Annotated in this window: 14 protein-coding genes; 7 read left to right on the top strand and 7 right to left on the bottom strand. The window is 54.6% G+C overall.

Going from position 1 to position 17,871, the window contains the following annotated elements; translation table 11 throughout:
• The first annotated feature begins 71 nt into the window (after positions 1-71).
• Positions 72-713 carry a LysE family translocator gene (locus tag OUO13_RS11805; RefSeq protein WP_283174093.1) on the top strand — a complete coding sequence of 214 codons (642 nt, stop codon included), beginning with the start codon at positions 72-74 and terminating at the stop codon, positions 711-713.
• Positions 714-821: 108 nt separating this feature from the next.
• On the opposite strand, the gene OUO13_RS11800 is transcribed toward OUO13_RS11805, so the two are convergent.
• Positions 822-2,924, bottom strand: a complete 2,103-nt coding sequence (locus OUO13_RS11800) for a beta-propeller domain-containing protein (protein ID WP_283174092.1) — start codon at positions 2,922-2,924, stop codon at positions 822-824.
• A gap of 209 nt (positions 2,925-3,133) precedes the next feature.
• Here OUO13_RS11800 and OUO13_RS11795 point away from each other — a divergent pair, with 209 nt between their 5' ends.
• From OUO13_RS11795 to OUO13_RS11785, 3 genes are all read left to right on the top strand, one after another.
• Entirely contained in the window at positions 3,134-3,361 is a 228-nt protein-coding gene (locus OUO13_RS11795; protein ID WP_283174091.1) for a hypothetical protein, read from the top strand.
• Between the two features lie 168 nt (positions 3,362-3,529).
• Positions 3,530-3,979 (top strand): hypothetical protein, encoded by a 450-nt coding sequence (locus OUO13_RS11790; RefSeq protein ID WP_283174090.1) that lies wholly within the window; start codon positions 3,530-3,532, stop codon positions 3,977-3,979.
• Positions 3,980-4,083: 104 nt separating this feature from the next.
• On the top strand, positions 4,084-5,856 hold the full coding sequence (locus OUO13_RS11785) for an SLC13 family permease (protein WP_283174089.1): 1,773 nt from the start codon (positions 4,084-4,086) through the stop codon (positions 5,854-5,856).
• A 543-nt stretch (positions 5,857-6,399) separates the two neighbouring features.
• Here OUO13_RS11785 and OUO13_RS11780 read toward each other — a convergent pair.
• Complete coding sequence (locus OUO13_RS11780) at positions 6,400-8,196, bottom strand: ankyrin repeat domain-containing protein (RefSeq protein WP_283174088.1); 1,797 nt, start codon at positions 8,194-8,196, stop codon at positions 6,400-6,402.
• Positions 8,197-8,612: 416 nt separating this feature from the next.
• Complete coding sequence (locus OUO13_RS11775) at positions 8,613-9,068, bottom strand: group II truncated hemoglobin (protein WP_283174087.1); 456 nt, start codon at positions 9,066-9,068, stop codon at positions 8,613-8,615.
• Between the two features lie 474 nt (positions 9,069-9,542).
• Here OUO13_RS11775 and OUO13_RS11770 point away from each other — a divergent pair, with 474 nt between their 5' ends.
• The gene (locus tag OUO13_RS11770) at positions 9,543-10,259 is read left to right on the top strand and encodes a Spy/CpxP family protein refolding chaperone (RefSeq protein WP_283174086.1); all 717 of its coding nucleotides are present in this window, start codon (positions 9,543-9,545) and stop codon (positions 10,257-10,259) included.
• Between the two features lie 312 nt (positions 10,260-10,571).
• Here the strand turns inward: OUO13_RS11770 and OUO13_RS11765 are convergent, their stop codons facing one another.
• Positions 10,572-10,715 carry an RSP_7527 family protein gene (locus OUO13_RS11765; RefSeq protein WP_283174085.1) on the bottom strand — a complete coding sequence of 48 codons (144 nt, stop codon included), beginning with the start codon at positions 10,713-10,715 and terminating at the stop codon, positions 10,572-10,574.
• A 128-nt stretch (positions 10,716-10,843) separates the two neighbouring features.
• On the opposite strand from OUO13_RS11765, the gene gcvA reads away from it, so the two are divergent.
• Positions 10,844-11,752 carry a transcriptional regulator GcvA gene (gene gcvA / locus OUO13_RS11760; RefSeq protein WP_283174084.1) on the top strand — a complete coding sequence of 303 codons (909 nt, stop codon included), beginning with the start codon at positions 10,844-10,846 and terminating at the stop codon, positions 11,750-11,752.
• A gap of 15 nt (positions 11,753-11,767) precedes the next feature.
• On the opposite strand, the gene OUO13_RS11755 is transcribed toward gcvA, so the two are convergent.
• From OUO13_RS11755 to OUO13_RS11745, 3 genes are all read right to left on the bottom strand, one after another.
• Positions 11,768-13,141 carry a HupE/UreJ family protein gene (locus tag OUO13_RS11755; RefSeq protein WP_283174083.1) on the bottom strand — a complete coding sequence of 458 codons (1,374 nt, stop codon included), beginning with the start codon at positions 13,139-13,141 and terminating at the stop codon, positions 11,768-11,770.
• Positions 13,125-14,267: a DUF3500 domain-containing protein gene (locus tag OUO13_RS11750; protein WP_283174082.1), complete on the bottom strand. Its 1,143-nt coding sequence runs from the start codon at positions 14,265-14,267 to the stop codon at positions 13,125-13,127. The genes OUO13_RS11755 and OUO13_RS11750 overlap by 17 nt, the downstream gene beginning before the upstream one ends.
• A gap of 374 nt (positions 14,268-14,641) precedes the next feature.
• Complete coding sequence (locus tag OUO13_RS11745) at positions 14,642-16,357, bottom strand: subtype B tannase (RefSeq protein ID WP_283174081.1); 1,716 nt, start codon at positions 16,355-16,357, stop codon at positions 14,642-14,644.
• 739 nt (positions 16,358-17,096) lie between these two features.
• Between OUO13_RS11745 and ung the strand changes: the two genes are divergently transcribed.
• The gene (gene ung, locus OUO13_RS11740) at positions 17,097-17,774 is read left to right on the top strand and encodes a uracil-DNA glycosylase (protein ID WP_283174080.1); all 678 of its coding nucleotides are present in this window, start codon (positions 17,097-17,099) and stop codon (positions 17,772-17,774) included.
• The last annotated feature ends 97 nt before the right edge of the window (positions 17,775-17,871 follow it).

Here is a 17,871-nt window from a genome sequence, read left to right as displayed (position 1 = left end):
GTTGCGATACAGTAGTGCGCTGTTGTTGGACGATTTCAAAAGACCTGTGAAGGTAACCGGAGAGCTGAGCCATGCTGGGTATTCATGATCTGACGTTGTATGTGATTTCGGCATTTTTGCTGAGTCTGACCCCGGGGCCGGATTCGCTGCTGGTGATGTCGCGCAGCGCCATGCTGGGTGTGCGTGCGGGCCTGGTCGCGATGCTGGGTATTTGCACGGGGTGTCTGGTGCATGTGGTGGCGGCTACTTTGGGGTTATCGGCGATTCTCGCCAGTTCTGCCACGGCATTTATGCTGGTGAAACTGTTGGGGGCGGCATATCTGGTCTATATGGGAGTGATGGCATTACGTACCCGTCTGAGCGACGAGGAGGCATCCGCACCGTCAGCTGAAGAGGCGACGGCTTCGCTCTGGGGCACCTTTCAGCAAGGCTTCTGGAGTAATGCCCTGAACCCGAAAGTGGCGCTGTTTTTCCTCGCCTTTGTGCCGCAGTTTGTTGATCCTGGCAGCGCCCATAGCAGCCTGGCGTTCCTGCTGCTGGGCTTGACCTATATTGCGGTGTGCCTGCTGTACTTCTCGGGTCTGACGGTACTGACTGCCACCGCCAGTCAGAAGCTGAAAGTCAGTCGTATGGCCAGTGTGTGGCTCAATCGCACGGTGGGAGCGCTGTTTGTGGGGTTGGGGTTACGGTTGGCATTGTCGGCACGTGGTTAAACGGCCTTGGTGTTAGTGATTCAAACAACAGAAGCCGGCGATTGCCGGCTTCTGTTTTTCTGGCTGTTGTGTTTTTGATCAGTGTTCAGGGCGTTGCTGCCCAGAAGATTACTGGCCGCTCCAGTCACTCAGAGGCCCCGATTGGGTATCGCCATTGGTGATCAGATGCAGGCCATCGTTGTGGAGCAGTACCCGGTTGTAACCGCTGTAATACCAGTACCAGCTCTCGGTATCGCTGTTGTTCCGGAACGTGGCATTCAGCTGTGCGGTGATGGTCTGATCGCTGGTGTTGATATCCGCTACGTACAACTTGTCTCCCTGCCAGTTCCAGTCGTTGTAATCACTCCAGGTAAAGGCCATGCGAACGCCGTTGTCCTGCTCCATAAAGCTGATGGCGTGGTGATCCCACAATACGTCCGAGCTGCTGCCCTGGCCGCCGAGGCTGATATGGCTGATTTCCTGCGGAGCGGATGGGGTAGAAACGTCAAACAGGCCGATGCGTAATCCCAGCAGCGAGCCGTTGCTGTCGGCGTCACGGCCGATTCCCAGCAGCAGATCATCCGACAGAGGATGCAGGTAGGCCGAGAAGCCGTTGATTTCCAGTTCGCCCTCAACCAGCGGATCGTTGCTGTTGGCAAGATTGAGCAGATATAACGGGTCGGTGTTGCGGAAGGTCACCACATAAGCACGCTCGTTCATAAAGCGGACGGCCTGAATGCTTTCACCGGGTTTGCCAATCGATTGCGGGCGCTGGGTATTCGGCAGGCTGCTGAGCAGTTGCAAGTGGCCGTTGTTATCGGGCTCAAGGATAAACAGACGATGATCCCACTCGTTTGCATCTGGTTCACTGTCTGTCGTGGTGCTGACATCCGATCCGCTGCTTGCACCCGAACCGCTGCTGCCATCAGAGCTGGCAGAACCTGCATTGGCAAAGGCCGGTTCAGTCGGCTCGTTATCCAGCACGACGTCACTGGCAACCGTTGCCACGTCGTCGATGGCGATGGTATCCCAGAAGCCCCAGTTAGCGCTGGAGGTGATCACCCGCAGTTGGCCGTTACGTTCACTCAGACGGAACGACGGCATGCTGCCATCCAGAGTGCCCGGCACCGAGCCACTGGCCAACAGTTGCAGATCGCTCAGGCGATACCAGTCGAGGCGAGTGGCGTCGTAACGATTACCGTCGTAACCGCTCAGAACAATGGCATCGGTTGAGGCGTACACGCCGTTGATGCGGCCGCTGTTACAACGAGCTTCGTAGTCTTGTGGGTTGTTGAGGTTAATCCGCACCAGTGCGACCAGACCGGGATAACCACCGTCTTCGGTGCTGCTGATATGACAGGAGCCATCTTCGAACAGGTGTCCGGCTTCTGCGCCGTTTACCCATACCCGTGGCAACAGTTCCGCCAATGGCGTGTTGATCAACTCCTGATACCAGTCATCGTACGATTGAGTGCTGTCAACCGGTGTTGTGTAGGCAGGGGTGTACATAATCACGGCATACAGCTGTTGGCCGACCACCCGTGAACTGAGCAATGAGCCTTCAATACTGAGTCGGGAACTGGCTTGTGGATGGCCGGGATCGCTGAGGTCAAACAGACGAATATCGGTGCTGTACGACTGCCAGTACCAGGGGTTGTAGTAGTCCACCAGAGTGGCATCGTCCTGACCATAGTGGTTGGCGGGGGCGTCCTGTGACGAGTTGGTCAGCGCTATCAGAGTCTGGCCGTTCAGATACAGACCACTGATATCAAAACTGTCACTCAGTTCGACGCTGCTGACCAGCGCGCTGCTCACCGGGTTGCCGGTGGTTTGCCAGCTGAGGATGGCGGGTGTGTTGTTATCTGCCGTTTGGCCATATCCGGTGGGAATACGACTGGTGTAAAGGTATTCACCGTTCTGTTTGACCAGATCGGCTTCATCAACGCCCTGTTCCTGCAAATTGGTCGAGGAATAGTCGTCGCTGCCGCTATCACTGTCAGTGGAGGTATCGGTAGCGGTCTCACCGGCGCTGCTATCGACCGGGTAGGCCTGGTTCTGAGCGCTGTAGCGGCTGATGTAACCGGTTTTCAGATAACGTTCGAGCTGGCTGGCGTTTTTAAGATCAACATCGGGGTTATGTTGATCCGATTGCCCGGAACCACCACAGGCGATCAGGCCGGTAATGGCCAGTATCAGTGCACAGGGGCGAAACAAGTGAGTGTTTGGCGACATACGATTATCCGTAATGAAATGTCATAAAGGTCGATAAGCGTCAGCCTAATGGGTCCATCTGACAGTACAAGTACAGTTGATCGGATAGCGGACCTGCTGGCGCTTTGGGCGACCAGCGGTGTCGCTCAGATCACGGAACCCGCTGCTGAACTTGCAAGCCATCTGTGCCTGTGGATCAATCGCCTCATGATGCTTAATGGAGAACAGGCATGCGTCTGATTGGATTGTTGATTGTGTTGCTGGTGATTGGCTGGTTGTCAGTGAAACAAATGGGCGGCGGAGAAGCGGTGCCGGATGTCAGTGTGGAAACCGGATCGGGCAAAATTCATGCGCCGCGTAACGATGCGGAAGTGGATCAGCTCAAAGGCCAGCTGGATAACCTCAGTACCGGTTCTACCCAGCGTAATCTGGATTACGTGGATCAGGCCAGTCAGTAACCTCTGGCCGCTCGTTCGTTATTTCTTTCCGCCGGTCTGTGCGGAGTGTTTTGCCTTCACCTTTGGCCTTGCCACCATTCAACCAGCCGATTGCGACGGCGGTTGAATGGGTTGGATGGCTGCCTTACCGGATAGTGCTGTTCATCATAATAACAGCAGGAGCCGGGGATGTTGGCAGCGGAGCCGTTGGCGGTGGTGGCCGCCGGAGTGTTCTTTCTGTGTGGTTTGCTGATGGGGTGCTGGAAGTATTACCAGATTCATACCCGCAGCAGTGGCCGTGCGCACCCTTATGTTGATATTGGCCATCGGGCTTCATTGCTGTACGCCTTTGCCGCCATGTTACTGGCGCGGTTTGCGGAGATCAGTCAGTTGCCGGTTTGGCTTGAGCGGAGCGCAATGCTGGCGGTGCTGATCTATTTCGCCAGTGCCATCGTTTCTTATATCTGGCATGGCTGGCGCGAAGATACCCTCAATCAGTTCAAACCGGAGTCGGGGAAGGCGGCCGTACTGGTGTTTATGATCAGTCTGGCGCTGGTTGAGGTTGGTGGTTTTCTGGTGCTGTTCTATGGCGTCTTACAGGCGCTGATGTCGGGGGCTGGAACGGTTGTTGGTGGTTAATTCATTTAGTTCTTAAAAGAATATAATTAGCTTTTAATATTCTTTATTGTCATTTTAAACTCTCCGTAGAATCGCCGTCATTCTGCCTCGGAGTCTTATAAAAAATGGAATGGCAAGGCTGGTTCACCCTCGGGCTGACCGTCGTCACCCTGTTTTTACTGGTTTTTACCCGTGTTGGGCCACATCTGGTGATGATGGCCATGCTGACCGTGATCAGCTGTCTGGGCATTCTGACACCGGCGGAAGCGCTGGCAGGTTTCAGTAATGCCGGTCTGATCACGGTGGCGGCCATGTTTGTGGTGGCAACCGGTATTCATGCCTCTGGTGGTGTTGATTTGCTGGTGAACAAGGTGCTGGGTAAACCCACCTCGGTTCGTTCGGCTTTGTGGCGGATTTTTGCGCCAGTCACCGTGCTGAGTGCATTCCTGAACAACACGCCGGTGGTGGCCACCATGATTCCGGCCATTCATTCGTGGTCGCGCAAGATTGGCATCGCGCCCTCCAAGCTCATGATTCCGCTGAGTTACACCGCCGTTCTCGGCGGCACCATGACCCTGATTGGCACTAGCACCAACCTGGTGGTGAATGGCCAGTACCAGAGCCTGACCGGTGCAGAAGGCTTTTCGCTATTTGCTATTACCGCAGTGGGGTTGCCGGTAGGGCTGGCTGGCTTGTTGTTTATGTGGCTCTTTTTCCCGCGTTGGTTGCCTGCGCGTACTGAACAGCAGGCGTTTGGCAATCTGCGCGAATTTACTCTCGAAGTGATGGTGTCACCGGATGGTCCGCTGGTGGGCAAAACCGTGCTGGAAGCCGGGCTGCGTCAGCTGTCGCGGGTGTATCTGGTCGAGATCGAACGGGATGGTGCCATTGTAACGGCCGTATCCTCGGAAGAACGCCTGCAGGGTGGTGACCGACTGGTATTTGCCGGTGATACCCAGGCCATTTCCGATCTGTTGCGTATCCATGGCATTGTGCCATCGGCACTGGAAAACGAAGCGGTACTGACCAGTCGTCGTTCCGAACGTTGTCTGGTAGAAGCCGTGGTGTCACCACACTGTGAAGCCGTTGGTCGCGCGATTCGTGACGCCCGTTTCCGTGATCGTTACGGTGCCGTGGTATTGGCGGTGGCGCGTAATGGCGAACGTGTGAAAGGTAATCTGGGCACTATTCGTCTGGCTGCTGGTGACACCCTGTTGCTGGAAGCGCGTCCGGCGTTTGTCAGCCGTCAGCGTTATAACCGTGATTTCCTGCTGATCAACGATCTCGAAGAAGAATCTCCACGTCATGAACGTGCGCTGTTGTCGTGGGGCATTCTGGTGACCATGGTGGGGGCAGCCACGTTTGGTGTGCTGGATATGCTCAACGCGGCGTTGTTGGGTGCCGCTCTGATGATCCTGTCGGGTTGTTGTTCGGTGAATCAGGCCGAAAAAAGCCTCGATCTGACCGTGATTATTACCATCGCGGCGTCGTTTACCCTCGGTACGGCCTTGCAGAAAACCGGTGTCGCCGAGTTTTTGGCTCAGGGCATTATCAATCTCAGTAACGGCACACCATGGCTGATGCTGGCACTGACCTATGTGGCGATTTCGATTCTGACCGAAGTGATCACCAACAACGCCGCCGCGGTGTTGATGTTGCCGATTGTGCTGGAGATGACGGAAAAGGCGAATCTGAATAACGAGCCGTTTATTCTGGCCATCATGATGGCGGCATCGGCCAGCTTCGCAACTCCGTTGGGATATCAGACCAATCTGATGGTGTATGGCCCGGGTGGTTATCGGTTCTCTGATTTCCTGCGTGTGGGGGTGCCGATGAATGTGTTTATCGGCGTAATGACGCTGGCGGTATTGCTGATTGGTTGGCCGCTGACGCGCTAATTCGGCTGATTAACAGAGCATCATGACAATGCCGCTTGTTAATTGGCGGTGCCGCTAGCCCTCTTGGGGGACCTTGTCCCCCGGCCTGGCGGGGCATCCATGCCCCGGCCGGGTCGGCCGTTGCGGTGAATTCCGGCTCGCCCAGATGGGCATTCGGCAGCCAGCGGTGCTGGGCCAATACGGTGATCTGGTTGAGCTATGGCTAGGGACACTCTGAATAACTCTGCACAGCTCTGCGCGAGCGCTGCAGCGCGTGTGAGCAAGGCGACGATCGCAGCGAAATGACGAACCTTTTCAAGATCGGCAACACCGCTCAAACGCGCTGCAGCCCGCGCCCTTTGGGGCTTTCGGGATGGTGATGACTCGGTGTCGCCGGTTTTTGACGTAGCCCGCTATGCCATCAAACCGGCTTCGTGATTCATCACCATCCCGATAAGCCAGAGCGGGCACCGAGTTATTCAGAGGGTCCCTAGATGAGAAATCGCGACGCAGTCTTACTCTCGACGCCCTGTATCCTCATGCTTATAAAAGCGCTGTGATCCATCAACGACCACTGAACAACATACAACGCATCATGGAGTTTTCCATCCGGCCGCTATAACGCTTCATAAACTCTTCGTTATTGAGGTAGTAGAGCACCGACAGATCCAGCTTACGCTCATCCATAATGCCGCCGTGCAAGCGGCCAAATGTGCGCTGCAGGGCTGCTTTGTCGGTGGCATTTTCATCCTGGGTTTTTTCACAGGCGGCGGTTAGCATCAGCTCGGCAATATCCTTGGACGGATACAGGCGATGGGTGTCGAGTGCATCCAGCATGGCTTTTTGCTGGTCGTAATCACTGCGGCGTTTATTCGAAGCCTGTTGTTCCGATTCAGGAATTGCGATGGCAAAACTGCCTGCCGGTACAGCACTGGCCGGTGGTCGTTCTGGCAGAGCCTTGAGTGGCCAGTCCCCCAGCAGCAGCTGGACGATCTCTTCTTCTTTTTCCTTACGGGCGATTTCCAGTGGGGAACGTCCGGTCGCGTCCGGTTGACCGGCATCTGCGCCCATTTCCAGCAAACGTTTGACCAGCTCCTTGTTGCCGGACTTGATGGCCTGAATCAGAGGTGTGGTTTCCGAGAGGCTGCGGGTATTGGCGGTGTTGATGTTGTGGCCACTGGCCAGAATGCTGTCGATGTAAGGCTGGCTGCCAATCACAATGGCGTTATCCAGCTGCAGGGCAATGCCCATGTTGCGCGATGGTGTATCACAGTTGCCACGCACCCAGACATAACTGTTGTTGTTGCGCAGGGTCATCTTATCGGCGGACTGACTGAGAATACCAAACTCACCTTCGGTGCCCAGTTTCAGCATGTCAGCCTGCTGGCTCCAGCGGCCTCTGGTACTGATGGCGGAGTCATTCAGCATACGGAAGCTGCCATCGGCGTTGATCTGGATACGGCCGTTATCGGTGGTCATACGGTCCAGTGATGGGCCGGATTTGGTGATACACCAGGAACCGATGACCGAGTCATCCTTGGGGGCCAGTTCAAATGGCCAGCGGCGCATAAAATCGTTGAAGACGGTTTCAATTGGCTCGGCGGCTTCCTTCACACCACCTTGCTGTGCTTGTTGGTAGTAACGGCGTGCTTCGTCTTCGTTAACGCTGGTGCCCTGGCCTGACCAGAACATCTGCGCGGCAGACCAGGCAGATTTGGCATCACCTTCGGCAGCCGCGGCCTGGCAGGCTAGCAGCGCCTGGTCGTACATGGCGGTGTCCTGCATTTTTTTGCAGTTGTTGGCCAGTAACTTCTTATGGCGTTTGGCTTGCTCTACCGGATCGGGAGCGACGTATTTGTAGGGTTCTTTGGTGCGGGTGAAGGTGTGTTTTTCATCGGCACCGGTCAACGCATCACGGGTGATGATTTCGACACTGTCGTTCTTGATGTTGTTGATGCGCAGTGAACGTCCCGATTCTTCGTGTTTCTCGCGCGCGTTGTTCTGGAATACCTGAAGGGTGCGTTCAACTCGTATATCCAATTTGTTGTTGTTCAATTCCCAGGTGCCGAAATCGATCATCTTCATCCCCATCAGGGAGGTAATCTCTGCCTCATAGGTGCCGTTGGCATTCAGGCCGGCGCGGATTTGTACCAGAGAGTCTTCGTCGCTGATCCAGCCACCAATGATGTCTTCGCGGCGCGCGGTTCCGGCCATGGCATCGGCATTTTGGTAGCCGTGGCTGGCACAGGCCTGGTAGGAATAGGTGATAACACCTTTTTCATTGCGGCATTTGTAGACTTCATTGGCCTGAACAGCAGTGCTGGCCAGCAAACAAAGAGCAAGCAGATGGCTCCTGCGCATGCACAGATCTCCCTGAAAATTGCGGTACTGAGGGTATTGAATGCGTGGGGGAAGCAGTTTCCCCAAACGATGGATAAGCGTCCTGGTCTGAAGCATATTCAACAATCCCTGTTGAGCTGAGGTGATCAGTCAGCGGGTGACTGAAAGATTATGCAGGTTGGTCATCCTCACCATGCATGGATGTAATCGAAAGCGCGATTCTAACCGCAGTCCTGTCTCAGGCAAGAACAAAAAATGCCGTTGATCAGCCGTTATTTGACTCATGTTGGCGGATGTTGACGTTTCGGCTTGGACGCTCATGTGGAAACTGTGACGCGATTGGTCTTATTTAATCGGGCAGGTCAGATAAAACGGCTGGATATTTACAGGAGGTTATCTCAATGGTCTGTGAGTATTCGCAAACCATTGAGCTGTTGTTACACCGCAGAGAAGGACGGAGTAGTGCTGGTCGGGCGAGCCTGATATTCGGCCATCATCAGCATGGAGTGTGCGGGCGTCGTGAAACGATGCATCAGATAATCGTGAAAGCTTTGTGGATAGCCACAATCCTGCAGGGCCTGGCTCATACAATCGAGCCAGGCTTGCATGCTGTCTCGGGTGACGGCGACCTGTGCATGGGACATGGCCAGACTCTGGTTGCCGACATTTTGCTGGTACAACGCCGGGCCTCCCAACCATCCTGACAAAAACCACACCAGACGCTGGCGGGCACGGTCGAGGCTGTCCGGATGTAATTGACGCAGGCTGCTCGCGTCTGTGCGACTGTCCATCAGGTCGTAAAAACGGTTAACCAGGGTTTCGATACCTTCCTGCTTGCCTGCGGCCAGATAGGCGTTATCGCCAATCCGGTAATCCATGGGAATTTCAGTCATAGCTCACCCATCCACTGCATCTGTTGATCAGATGTTCTGTTAGTAATGTCAGCAACCGATTCTGCCACTGGACGCTTTCCGCTGAAAGTTACAAACGTGTGAATTCGAGACAGGGCTGTATCGATACAGGACATTGATCAAGGTATCGATAGCGGCGATTGTTTTGCCGGACGTGTGCAAATGGTTCAGAATACCGTTCCCGTAGAATTTTCCCTTCTGTTTATATCCTGCCTTTATCATTAGCCTGATAATCAATATGCGGGTGGTTTTATCGAATTTAACCTGAACCAGAGCTTAAAAAATAAAACCTGTACGTAAAGATTGGATATGGCTTTGTCGACACGGGCAAAAGTCTGCAATAGCGTGTTTAACCCCGATGTGCTCCGGATTTGCTTCCGTATACTGGATTTGTCAACCCGAACAGACGAACTCTTCGGGTAATCAAAACCTGTAAAAAGGTATATGGAGAAAGCCATGAGCAATGAATTTTTCAGTTCCCGCAAAATCCTGATGGGTGGCGTTCTGGCTGCCGTACTGGGTACTGCATCTCTGGTCGTGATCGCCAAGGACGCTACCACCGAAACACTGGCCGATGATCAACAACGCAGCTGCGAAGACCGTGGTCACGATGGTGACCGTTTTGACCGTCGTGATGGTCAGCGCGGCGAACGTGATGGTCGTCATGGTCGTGAAATGGCGGGTGGCATGGGCCGTGGTGAAATGGGCCCAGGTATGCAGGGTGGAATGCACGGTGGCATGGGCCGTGGTGAAATGGGCCCAGGTATGCAGGGTGGAATGCACGGTGGCATGGGCCGTGGTGGTATGGGACCAGACATGTTTGGCAGCGAGCGCGCCTTTGGCAAGCTGGAGCTGACCGCTGAACAGCGTACCGCCATGACCAGTGTTCAGGATGAAGCTCGCAGCAAGAACTGGGAGCTGATGGGCGAGGTCATGAAGGTCAACAACCGCATTCGTGATCTTTACGCTGCCGACAAGTTTGATGAAAAAGCCCTGAATCAGGCTTATAGCAATCTCGCCAGCCTGCAGCAGAAGATGTTCGTGAGTGGTAGTGAAGCTCGCACTCATATGTTGTCGCTGCTGACCGATGAGCAACGCCAGCAATTAAAAGCGGATGATCACGGCAAGGGTGAAAAGCGTACCCAGCAGGATGATCGTGGCCCGCGTGGCTGATTGATCCGGCTGTATCAACGCTGAGCAATCACACTGACTACCCCTGGCTTCGGCTGGGGGTTTTTATTTGGACGCGAGTCATGCGGCGGGTGGAGTGCTGGTACAGAAACCGGGGAAGGTCAAACCGGGTTGTATGTAGTCGGTGAAAAAAATTCAGCCTGAGAAGGCAACGCGATGCTCCTGGAACCAGGGCTGGGGAACGTACAGAAGCGGGAGATTATTGCGTAATTGTCATCACTGCTCAGGCTTGTGCCTGGCTCCAGAGGACGTATCCTCGAGCCGGCCAAATGCCTGGCGTGTTGTCGGAGTCTCTTAGTGGCTGTTGGCCAGAGTGTGAGACTTGATGTGGAAAGCAGACTGGATGCGGGCTACTACAGCGGCAAACAGAGAGGCCAGATAGGCGCTGCGCACTTCACGGGCTTGCTGGATGTGCAGATCAGTATCAAAGTGGTTCATGGTGTTGCTCCATTCATTTCTGTTCAGGAATGAGAGTATGGTAAGGCGCCATGGGCACTTGAAAAAGCGATGCTTTCTAACCAGAATGCTGAGAATATCTAATTAGTTGAGTGTGCGCAGGAGTTGCCATGAGACGTCTTCCTCCCCTGAATGCCTTGCGGGTTTTTGAGGCTTCGGCGCGTAATTGCAGCTTTGTTGCGGCCTCTGACGAACTGGCGGTGACGGCTTCGGCGGTCAGCCACCAGATCAAGACACTTGAGGAATATCTGGGCGTACAGTTATTCAGCCGCCAGAAGCGCAAGGTTGAACTGACGGCTGCCGGTGAGCAGTACCTCAATATGATCAAACCGGCGCTGGATGAAATCGAGATTGCCACCCGTCGTCTGACCGCCAGTCAGGGCCATAACGTGGTGCAGATCAGTGTGGCCCCCAACTTTCTGACTCGCTGGTTAATGCCTCATATGGCGCGTTTTCAGGAGCTGTATCCGGATATTGAATTGCAGATCAATGCCTCAATGGGTTTGATCGATTTCAATCGCTCCAGCACCGATATCGCCATTTATTACGGTAATGGTGAGTGGGACGACATTGAAACCCACTTCCTGTGCAAGGTCATGCTGGTGCCGGTATGTAGCCCGCGCCTGATGAATGGCCGTTTTCCGCTCAACAAGCCGGAAGACTTGCGTCACCACACGCTGATTTACGTGAGCAAACGCAAGTGGGAATGGCAGGACTGGCTGGAACAGGCCGGTGTGCCGACGCTGGTGCCCAAAGGCAGTTTGCAGTTATCCAGTGGCCAGCTGGCAACCGCAGCGGCTCAGGAGGACCTTGGTGTGGCATTGGCCGACAGCACCCTGACGTCGCGCGAAGTAGCCTCAGGCCGCCTGATCGTGCCGTTTGATATCCAGCTGGATACTCACAAGGCGTTTTATCTGGTGTATCGCAAACATCGTCCGTTAACCGCCGGCATGAAGGCCTTCAAGGAATGGATGATGAGCGAAATGCAGCAGGAGCGGGAAATTCCACCGACGCCCTGAAGCCGACGGCGCGGCTCAGGAGACGGTTGGCTGACTGGCCGGTCGGCTGGCCAGACTGGCGAGGCTGCTGGCCAGAACCAGCAGATAAATACCGAGCAGGATCAGTGGTAACTGGTCTTGCAGCAGTTGTAAGGGATTACTCACATTGAACGTGCGTTCGATAGCCCAGCCGCTTGCCAGGGTCAGCGTAAAAACAGCTCCCCCCTGACGCAGGCGGTGATAAATGCCGGCTCGGTGTCGCGCCAGTTCCAGCAGGCAGGGCATGACCAGCAAACAGATTCCGACCTGCGCCAGTTCAATACCGATCGCAAACCCGCCCAGCATCAACAATTGGCGTGGCAGCGCAAAACCGTCATTCCCCAGTTCACTGGCAAATGCCAGGCCGTGTACCAGCCCAAACAGGGTTGCGACCACTGTGATGCGATGGCAGCTGAGTGGCCATAACAAATACCCGGCGGAAATCAGCAAAGATCCGGCCACCGCAATTTCTACGGTATGTGAGGACACACTGACAAATCCGAGGCTGGCCAATGCCAGCGTCAGGGTATGACCGAGGGAAAAGGCGCTGACCAGCGTTAGCAGATTCCACAGTGCCTGCCGACGATCCGGTTCAATTTCCCAACGTTTCTGACGAATCCGTAATGGCGCAGCCAGCAGCAGACAGATCAGGAATAACAGGTGATCGAAGCCAGCCAGAATATGCATCACACCCTGTTTGATCAGAGTGGTGAGCAGGGTAAGCGAACTACCAGGATCACTGGTGATCACCAGTGGTGCACTCTGGTATCCGACAATCCCCAGTACGCCGGGATCACTGCCATCCCGGCCATGCAGAGCGTCACTGCCGAGGGTGATCAGGGTTTTATGGTTACGTACCCGATGGTTGATCAGGCTGGTATCAACGAGCCAGCGCCAGGCGCGGCTATTACGAATACCGGGGTCGGGGAAGGGGACATCCAGCAGAGCCTTGAACTGAAGTGAGTTGTTACTGACAACCACACTCATGTTGTTGATCTGCGGCTGCGCTGCCAATCGTACCCGTGGCAAGGCCGACGGATTTAACGGATCAGGGCCATCAGCAGCCATAAACAGATGCAGGTGTTTTTTCAGGTAGCTGATCATGGCGGCCTGATCGAAGTCCGACCAGGCTGGCAGGGCTTCATCGATACTGTCAAAAGCCTGTCCTTTCGGAAACAGCGCGGGTTCGGCCATGTACAGCTGCTCAACTGGCAGCTGCACGTGCACCCGCAAACCACTATCGCGAATGTCGATCTGAATCAGGCTGTTATCGGCCGGATGGGCCAACACGCTGGTGCTGGCCAGCAGCAACCAGCAGCACAGGCTACACCAGACCCAATTCAGATAACGAGCGTTAGAGGCTGTTGCCATAATCGTAGTACTTGTCGCGGAACATGGTGTGGTAGTGGGTTTCGTTGGTGATAACGATGCCACCCTGACAGGCAATTTCGATCCACAGACGTGGGCCATCAATACGCATGTAGGTACCGCTGGTATCCACATCGACTCCTTTGGATTGGGTGCCTGCCCAGGCCACGTAGGTATCGGCAAAGGCTTCATCCGAGGTGTAGGCGTCCATCAGGTCATCGGCGATGTCATCCGGATAATCTTCAACCCACTGACGGATGGCTTCTTTTACCAGCGATTGCTGGTAGGTGCTCATATCGGATACCAGCATGCCATCGCGGTCACTGCCACTTGGATAGTTGTCGGGCAGGGTGCCACTGCCGTTGTCCGGGCCAACCAGAACGTCGGAGTAACTTTCGCCACTCAGATAGGCATAAGACAGATCCGTACTGTCGAGTGAGTCAAAGACGGCTACCAGAGCATCGGCTTCATCTTTCAAAGGCGCATAGGTCGCAGAATCCAGCGTAAAACTGGCTTTGGGTTCGGCGCCCTTGTGATGTGGGAACGGGTAGCCCTGGCCGCTCAGCCAGGTGATGTTGTAGGCCATGTGGTGGCCACCGATTTGCAGCATCCAGTCGCCATCGGCTGATGGATCGCCAAAAATCGCCACGTAATACAGCTCGGCACCGTAACCGGAAGCACCCTTGACGCTGTTAAGGTATTCGTCGGCGGCGAAGCCTCCAATCATATCAACGTAACCGGCATCACTGAGGGCGGCGCGAGCCAGCACCAGCGCCGCGGTTTTGCTTTCATCACTCATGGCATCAAGGCGCAGACCATTACGGGTCACGGTGCCCACTGGCAGGTTCGACCAGACGGTGCGGGCTTCTGAGTCGGACCAGGACAGCTGGGCCTTGCTCAGTTCGCTGCTGCTCAGGGTGTCGAGGAACGCATTGGCGGCACAGGCCACGGATTCAGCCTGGGTATCCAGATCACAGTCACCCAGTGACACTGAGGCGGTCAGAATATCGGAACTGCTGCTGGAGGATTCTTCAGTGGTGGCATCCCCCAGTGTGACCTGGCAACCACTCAGCCACGGCAAGGTTGCCAATGTGATAACGGAAGAAGCAGCCAGGGCACGGATATTCATACAAATCCTGTTGGTGGGGCGTTGGATAATTGGCCCTCTATTGTAAAAGCTCCTGTGTCAGACAGTGCTGAAGACGTGTAATTCTGGGTAAATACCGATCAGACTGTGTGATGTCATAACAGTCTTGTGTGGTCGGATTGTTCATATTCGGGGTTCTGCTTTCCGTATGGCGCGATAGCGCTGTCTGGTAACCGTTTGGCAAGGAATATCGCGGGGGCGTGTCGGCAGGATATGTGAGCAGGTTTTGTGGGCGAGTGGTTGTTATCGGGGAGGGCTTGAATATAAAAACCGGATATTCAAATGAATGACTATCCGGTAATCAGACAATTGTCCTGCACGGGGAGGAGTGCAGGACAATGTATGCTGGCTGAATATCAGTTGGCCGCGTCGAGCGTTTCCTTGATCCAGGCAAAGGCTTCCTGCACATCGTAGTTACCGCTGTGTGGTACCAGATAAGGCAGTTTGAAGGATACATCCTGCACGTTCGGATCGTTTTTCACGGCGGTATACAGAGCCAGCTGCATGGCGAAGGCGGTATCGCGGTCGATCATGCCGTGACGGATATACCAGTGTGGAGCACTGTCAGCATCGGTATTCAGGTAAGACAGCGGGTTGATCAGCTTCAGCTGGGTAGCCAGGTCTTCACCGTCCGAACTGCTCATGTAATCCGCCCAGGTAACGCCGGTGTCGTCAGTACCGGAACCGTCAGCCACCACTTCGTTGTTGTCCCAGGACCAGGCAGTAAAGTTGCTGTATTCGTAGTTTTCGTTACCAAACAGGTTGGTTTCACCACTGACGCTGGTGTTGCCGTTAACGGCGGTGGCGTCAAAGGCAACCACGGTTTTCAGGGCAATTGGAGTGGTAACAAACTTCAGGAATTTCTCGAAGTCGATGCTTTCTACTGTGGCAGAAGTACCTGAACCGCTCAGTACCAGCCAGTCGTTAATCACTTCAGAGGTTACACCGCGCTGGGTAACGGAGAAGTTTTCACCATAGGCAGGTACGGCTACACCGGCTGCAATCTGACGTTCAATTTCAGCTTTCAGCTGGGCCACGATTTCATCGTTGATGTTATCAGTGGTGAGGGATGTGCCGTCATCCAGTTTCAGACCCAGACCAGCCAGATATTCCGGGAAGGTCGCGGCGATTTCGGCAGAAGCTGCAGGCTGTGGGCCAGCCGAGTAAGCCACTCCACTGATTGCTCCGGTGTTGGAATCACTGCGAATGGCGTTGTATTGCCACTCATAACCGGCGTCGGCGTTACCCAGGTTGTTGATTGGGCAGTAAGCGACGGCGGCAAACACGTCATCCTTGATGGTACTGGCCAGCGTATCACCTGAACCGGTTACACCGGCGGCACCAATGGCATCCAGGAATGGCAGGAAGTCAGTGCTGTTACCGCTGGCAGCGATAGCAGAGGTCAGGCCGCCGCCACCACTGGTGCCGTTTACAACGATACGCTCAGCAGAGCCAGGCATCAGGCTGTCGTTCAGGCGCAGGTAACGGATAGCGGCTTTGGCATCGACCACCGGAGCGGGCGCTTTACCGGCATAAGTTCCATCTTCGGCACGCAGGCCACGGCTGCGGGTACCAACGTCGACCAGTACGTAACCGGCTTTCAGAGCAGCGCCAACGTTGTCGGAGTCCGAGGTGCTGACGTAGCTGCCACCATCGGTTACTGAAGCAGTGGCCGGGCTGTTGAACCAGCCACCGTTGTTAACCATGAAGTACAAGGCGGTGGTCTGGTTTTCCAGCGACGCTTCCGGCACGGTCACAATCATAGTCTGGTAGATGTACGGGTTGGTAACCACACTGGTGCTACCCATGCGGTTGGCAGATGCCATGGCAATCGGATTGGCCACGTACACCATGCTGTACTGGCGTACAGTCATGTTTTCGCCGTCAACAGTGATGGTCGCAGTGGTGTAGTTGCTGGCATCAAATGCCAGTGCAGTATCTTCGGTATCGGCAACCGCAGCCGTAGAAGTGCTGCTGGATTTGTTATCGTCGCTGCCACAGCCAACCAGCAGGCCAGCGGTAGTAATGGCAACAGCCAGTGGTTTCAGCAGCATCTGATATGGTTTTTTCATGGGAGTTTCCTCTGGTTTTTATTTTGTTTTTATATTTTGTACATCGATATGCTTCGTCTGGATAAACAATATCCCAGGTTGTACCTGTGATGATGTATTCAGATGTCGAAGTTGAAATCGGAAGTGTCAGTGCCCGTGAGCAGGAGAGCCGATATGCCGTTGTGGATCGGAAATGTAATCAATCGGGTTGATATGATTCATGGCTGCTCCCTTATAGTCGATGCGGTATTTCATGACAACTTGTCAGGATATGCTCGGCCTTATTTATATTTGTCCGTTAACAGTATTCAGAATGTATGGCAGCGACAACCGGAGTTCACGAACGCAGCGTTTCCGGAAAAAAACGCTGTGTGGAAGATATATTCTGGTTGGGTTATGTGTATAAAACTGTAAAAAGCCAGTGTTGGTAAGCCCTGGCGATATATTGCCCAGATGATAATGGTTGTGGTTTGTAACAATTTGAGTCAGTCATCGTTGGCAGGAATAGAGTCTAACGGGATGCTGGATGATGTAAAAATTTGTCATGAAGCCCGTGAAAAAACGACCCTGATCATGAAATGGACAAGCAATTGGTCAGCGAAAGGGCAGGTGTATGGCAGGCATCGGGCAGGTGTATGGCAGGTATAGGGCGCGTATAGATCAAGGCAGAAGCTGACGAATCAAGCCCGGAATCTGCGATCACGACATACGGCATACAGTATACTGGCGGCCGAATTTGATCCGACTACAAGGTTTTCCCATGTCAAAACCCGGTGCTCTGCACTCTTCATGGCAACAGGTACTTGGCCAGGAGCTGGAACAGCCCTACATGCTGAATCTGAAAGCGTTCCTGCAGGCAGAAAAGAATGCCGGCAAACAGATCTACCCACCGGGGCCGCTGATTTTTAATGCCTTTAACCACACGCCGTTTGATCTGGTACGGGTGGTGATTATTGGTCAGGACCCTTATCACGGGCCGGGGCAGGCTCACGGCCTGAGTTTCTCGGTTCCGGCCGGTGTGGCTCTGCCGCCGTCGCTGCGCAATATCTTCAAGGAGATCGAAGCCGATCTGGGTGTGCGTATGAGTGGTAACGGTGATCTGACGCCGTGGGCGGATCAGGGGGTGCTGCTGCTGAATGCAACCCTGACGGTGGAAGAGAGCAAGGCCAATTCCCATCAAGGCCAGGGCTGGGAACAGTTTACCGATGCGGCTATCCGCGCCTTGAATGCCCAGCGTGACGGTCTGGTGTTTGTGCTGTGGGGCAGTTATGCCCAGAAAAAAGGCGCTGTGATTGATGCTTCCCGTCATCTGGTACTGAAGTCGGTGCATCCGTCGCCGTTGTCGGCACATCGTGGCTTTTTTGGTCAGAAGCAGTTTTCCAGTATTAATCAGTATTTGCTTGGTCGGGGTCAGGCGCCGATTAACTGGGTGTTGTAACTGTTTGGGCTGATTGATCGGTTTGTTAATTGGCAAGGCTGCTTGCCCTCTTGGGGGACCTTGTCCCCCGGCCGGGCGGGCCTCCCCCTGCTTTTGC

Source organism: Parathalassolituus penaei (assembly GCF_026626885.1).
Taxonomy (GTDB): Bacteria; Pseudomonadota; Gammaproteobacteria; order Pseudomonadales; family Oceanobacteraceae; genus Oceanobacter; species Oceanobacter penaei.
This window is presented reverse-complemented; position numbering and strand designations above follow the sequence as displayed.

Coding starts and splice junctions, on each gene's coding strand:
- OUO13_RS11785 (WP_283174089.1), top strand. CDS start 4,084: ATGGAATGGCAAGGCTGGTTCACCCTCGGGCTGACCGTCGTCACCCTG.
- gcvA (WP_283174084.1), top strand. CDS start 10,844: ATGAGACGTCTTCCTCCCCTGAATGCCTTGCGGGTTTTTGAGGCTTCG.
- OUO13_RS11745 (WP_283174081.1), bottom strand. CDS start 16,357: ATGAAAAAACCATATCAGATGCTGCTGAAACCACTGGCTGTTGCCATT.
- OUO13_RS11750 (WP_283174082.1), bottom strand. CDS start 14,267: ATGAATATCCGTGCCCTGGCTGCTTCTTCCGTTATCACATTGGCAACC.
- OUO13_RS11755 (WP_283174083.1), bottom strand. CDS start 13,141: ATGGCAACAGCCTCTAACGCTCGTTATCTGAATTGGGTCTGGTGTAGC.
- OUO13_RS11765 (WP_283174085.1), bottom strand. CDS start 10,715: ATGAACCACTTTGATACTGATCTGCACATCCAGCAAGCCCGTGAAGTG.
- OUO13_RS11770 (WP_283174086.1), top strand. CDS start 9,543: ATGAGCAATGAATTTTTCAGTTCCCGCAAAATCCTGATGGGTGGCGTT.
- OUO13_RS11795 (WP_283174091.1), top strand. CDS start 3,134: ATGCGTCTGATTGGATTGTTGATTGTGTTGCTGGTGATTGGCTGGTTG.
- ung (WP_283174080.1), top strand. CDS start 17,097: ATGTCAAAACCCGGTGCTCTGCACTCTTCATGGCAACAGGTACTTGGC.
- OUO13_RS11780 (WP_283174088.1), bottom strand. CDS start 8,196: ATGCGCAGGAGCCATCTGCTTGCTCTTTGTTTGCTGGCCAGCACTGCT.
- OUO13_RS11790 (WP_283174090.1), top strand. CDS start 3,530: ATGTTGGCAGCGGAGCCGTTGGCGGTGGTGGCCGCCGGAGTGTTCTTT.
- OUO13_RS11800 (WP_283174092.1), bottom strand. CDS start 2,924: ATGTCGCCAAACACTCACTTGTTTCGCCCCTGTGCACTGATACTGGCC.
- OUO13_RS11775 (WP_283174087.1), bottom strand. CDS start 9,068: ATGACTGAAATTCCCATGGATTACCGGATTGGCGATAACGCCTATCTG.
- OUO13_RS11805 (WP_283174093.1), top strand. CDS start 72: ATGCTGGGTATTCATGATCTGACGTTGTATGTGATTTCGGCATTTTTG.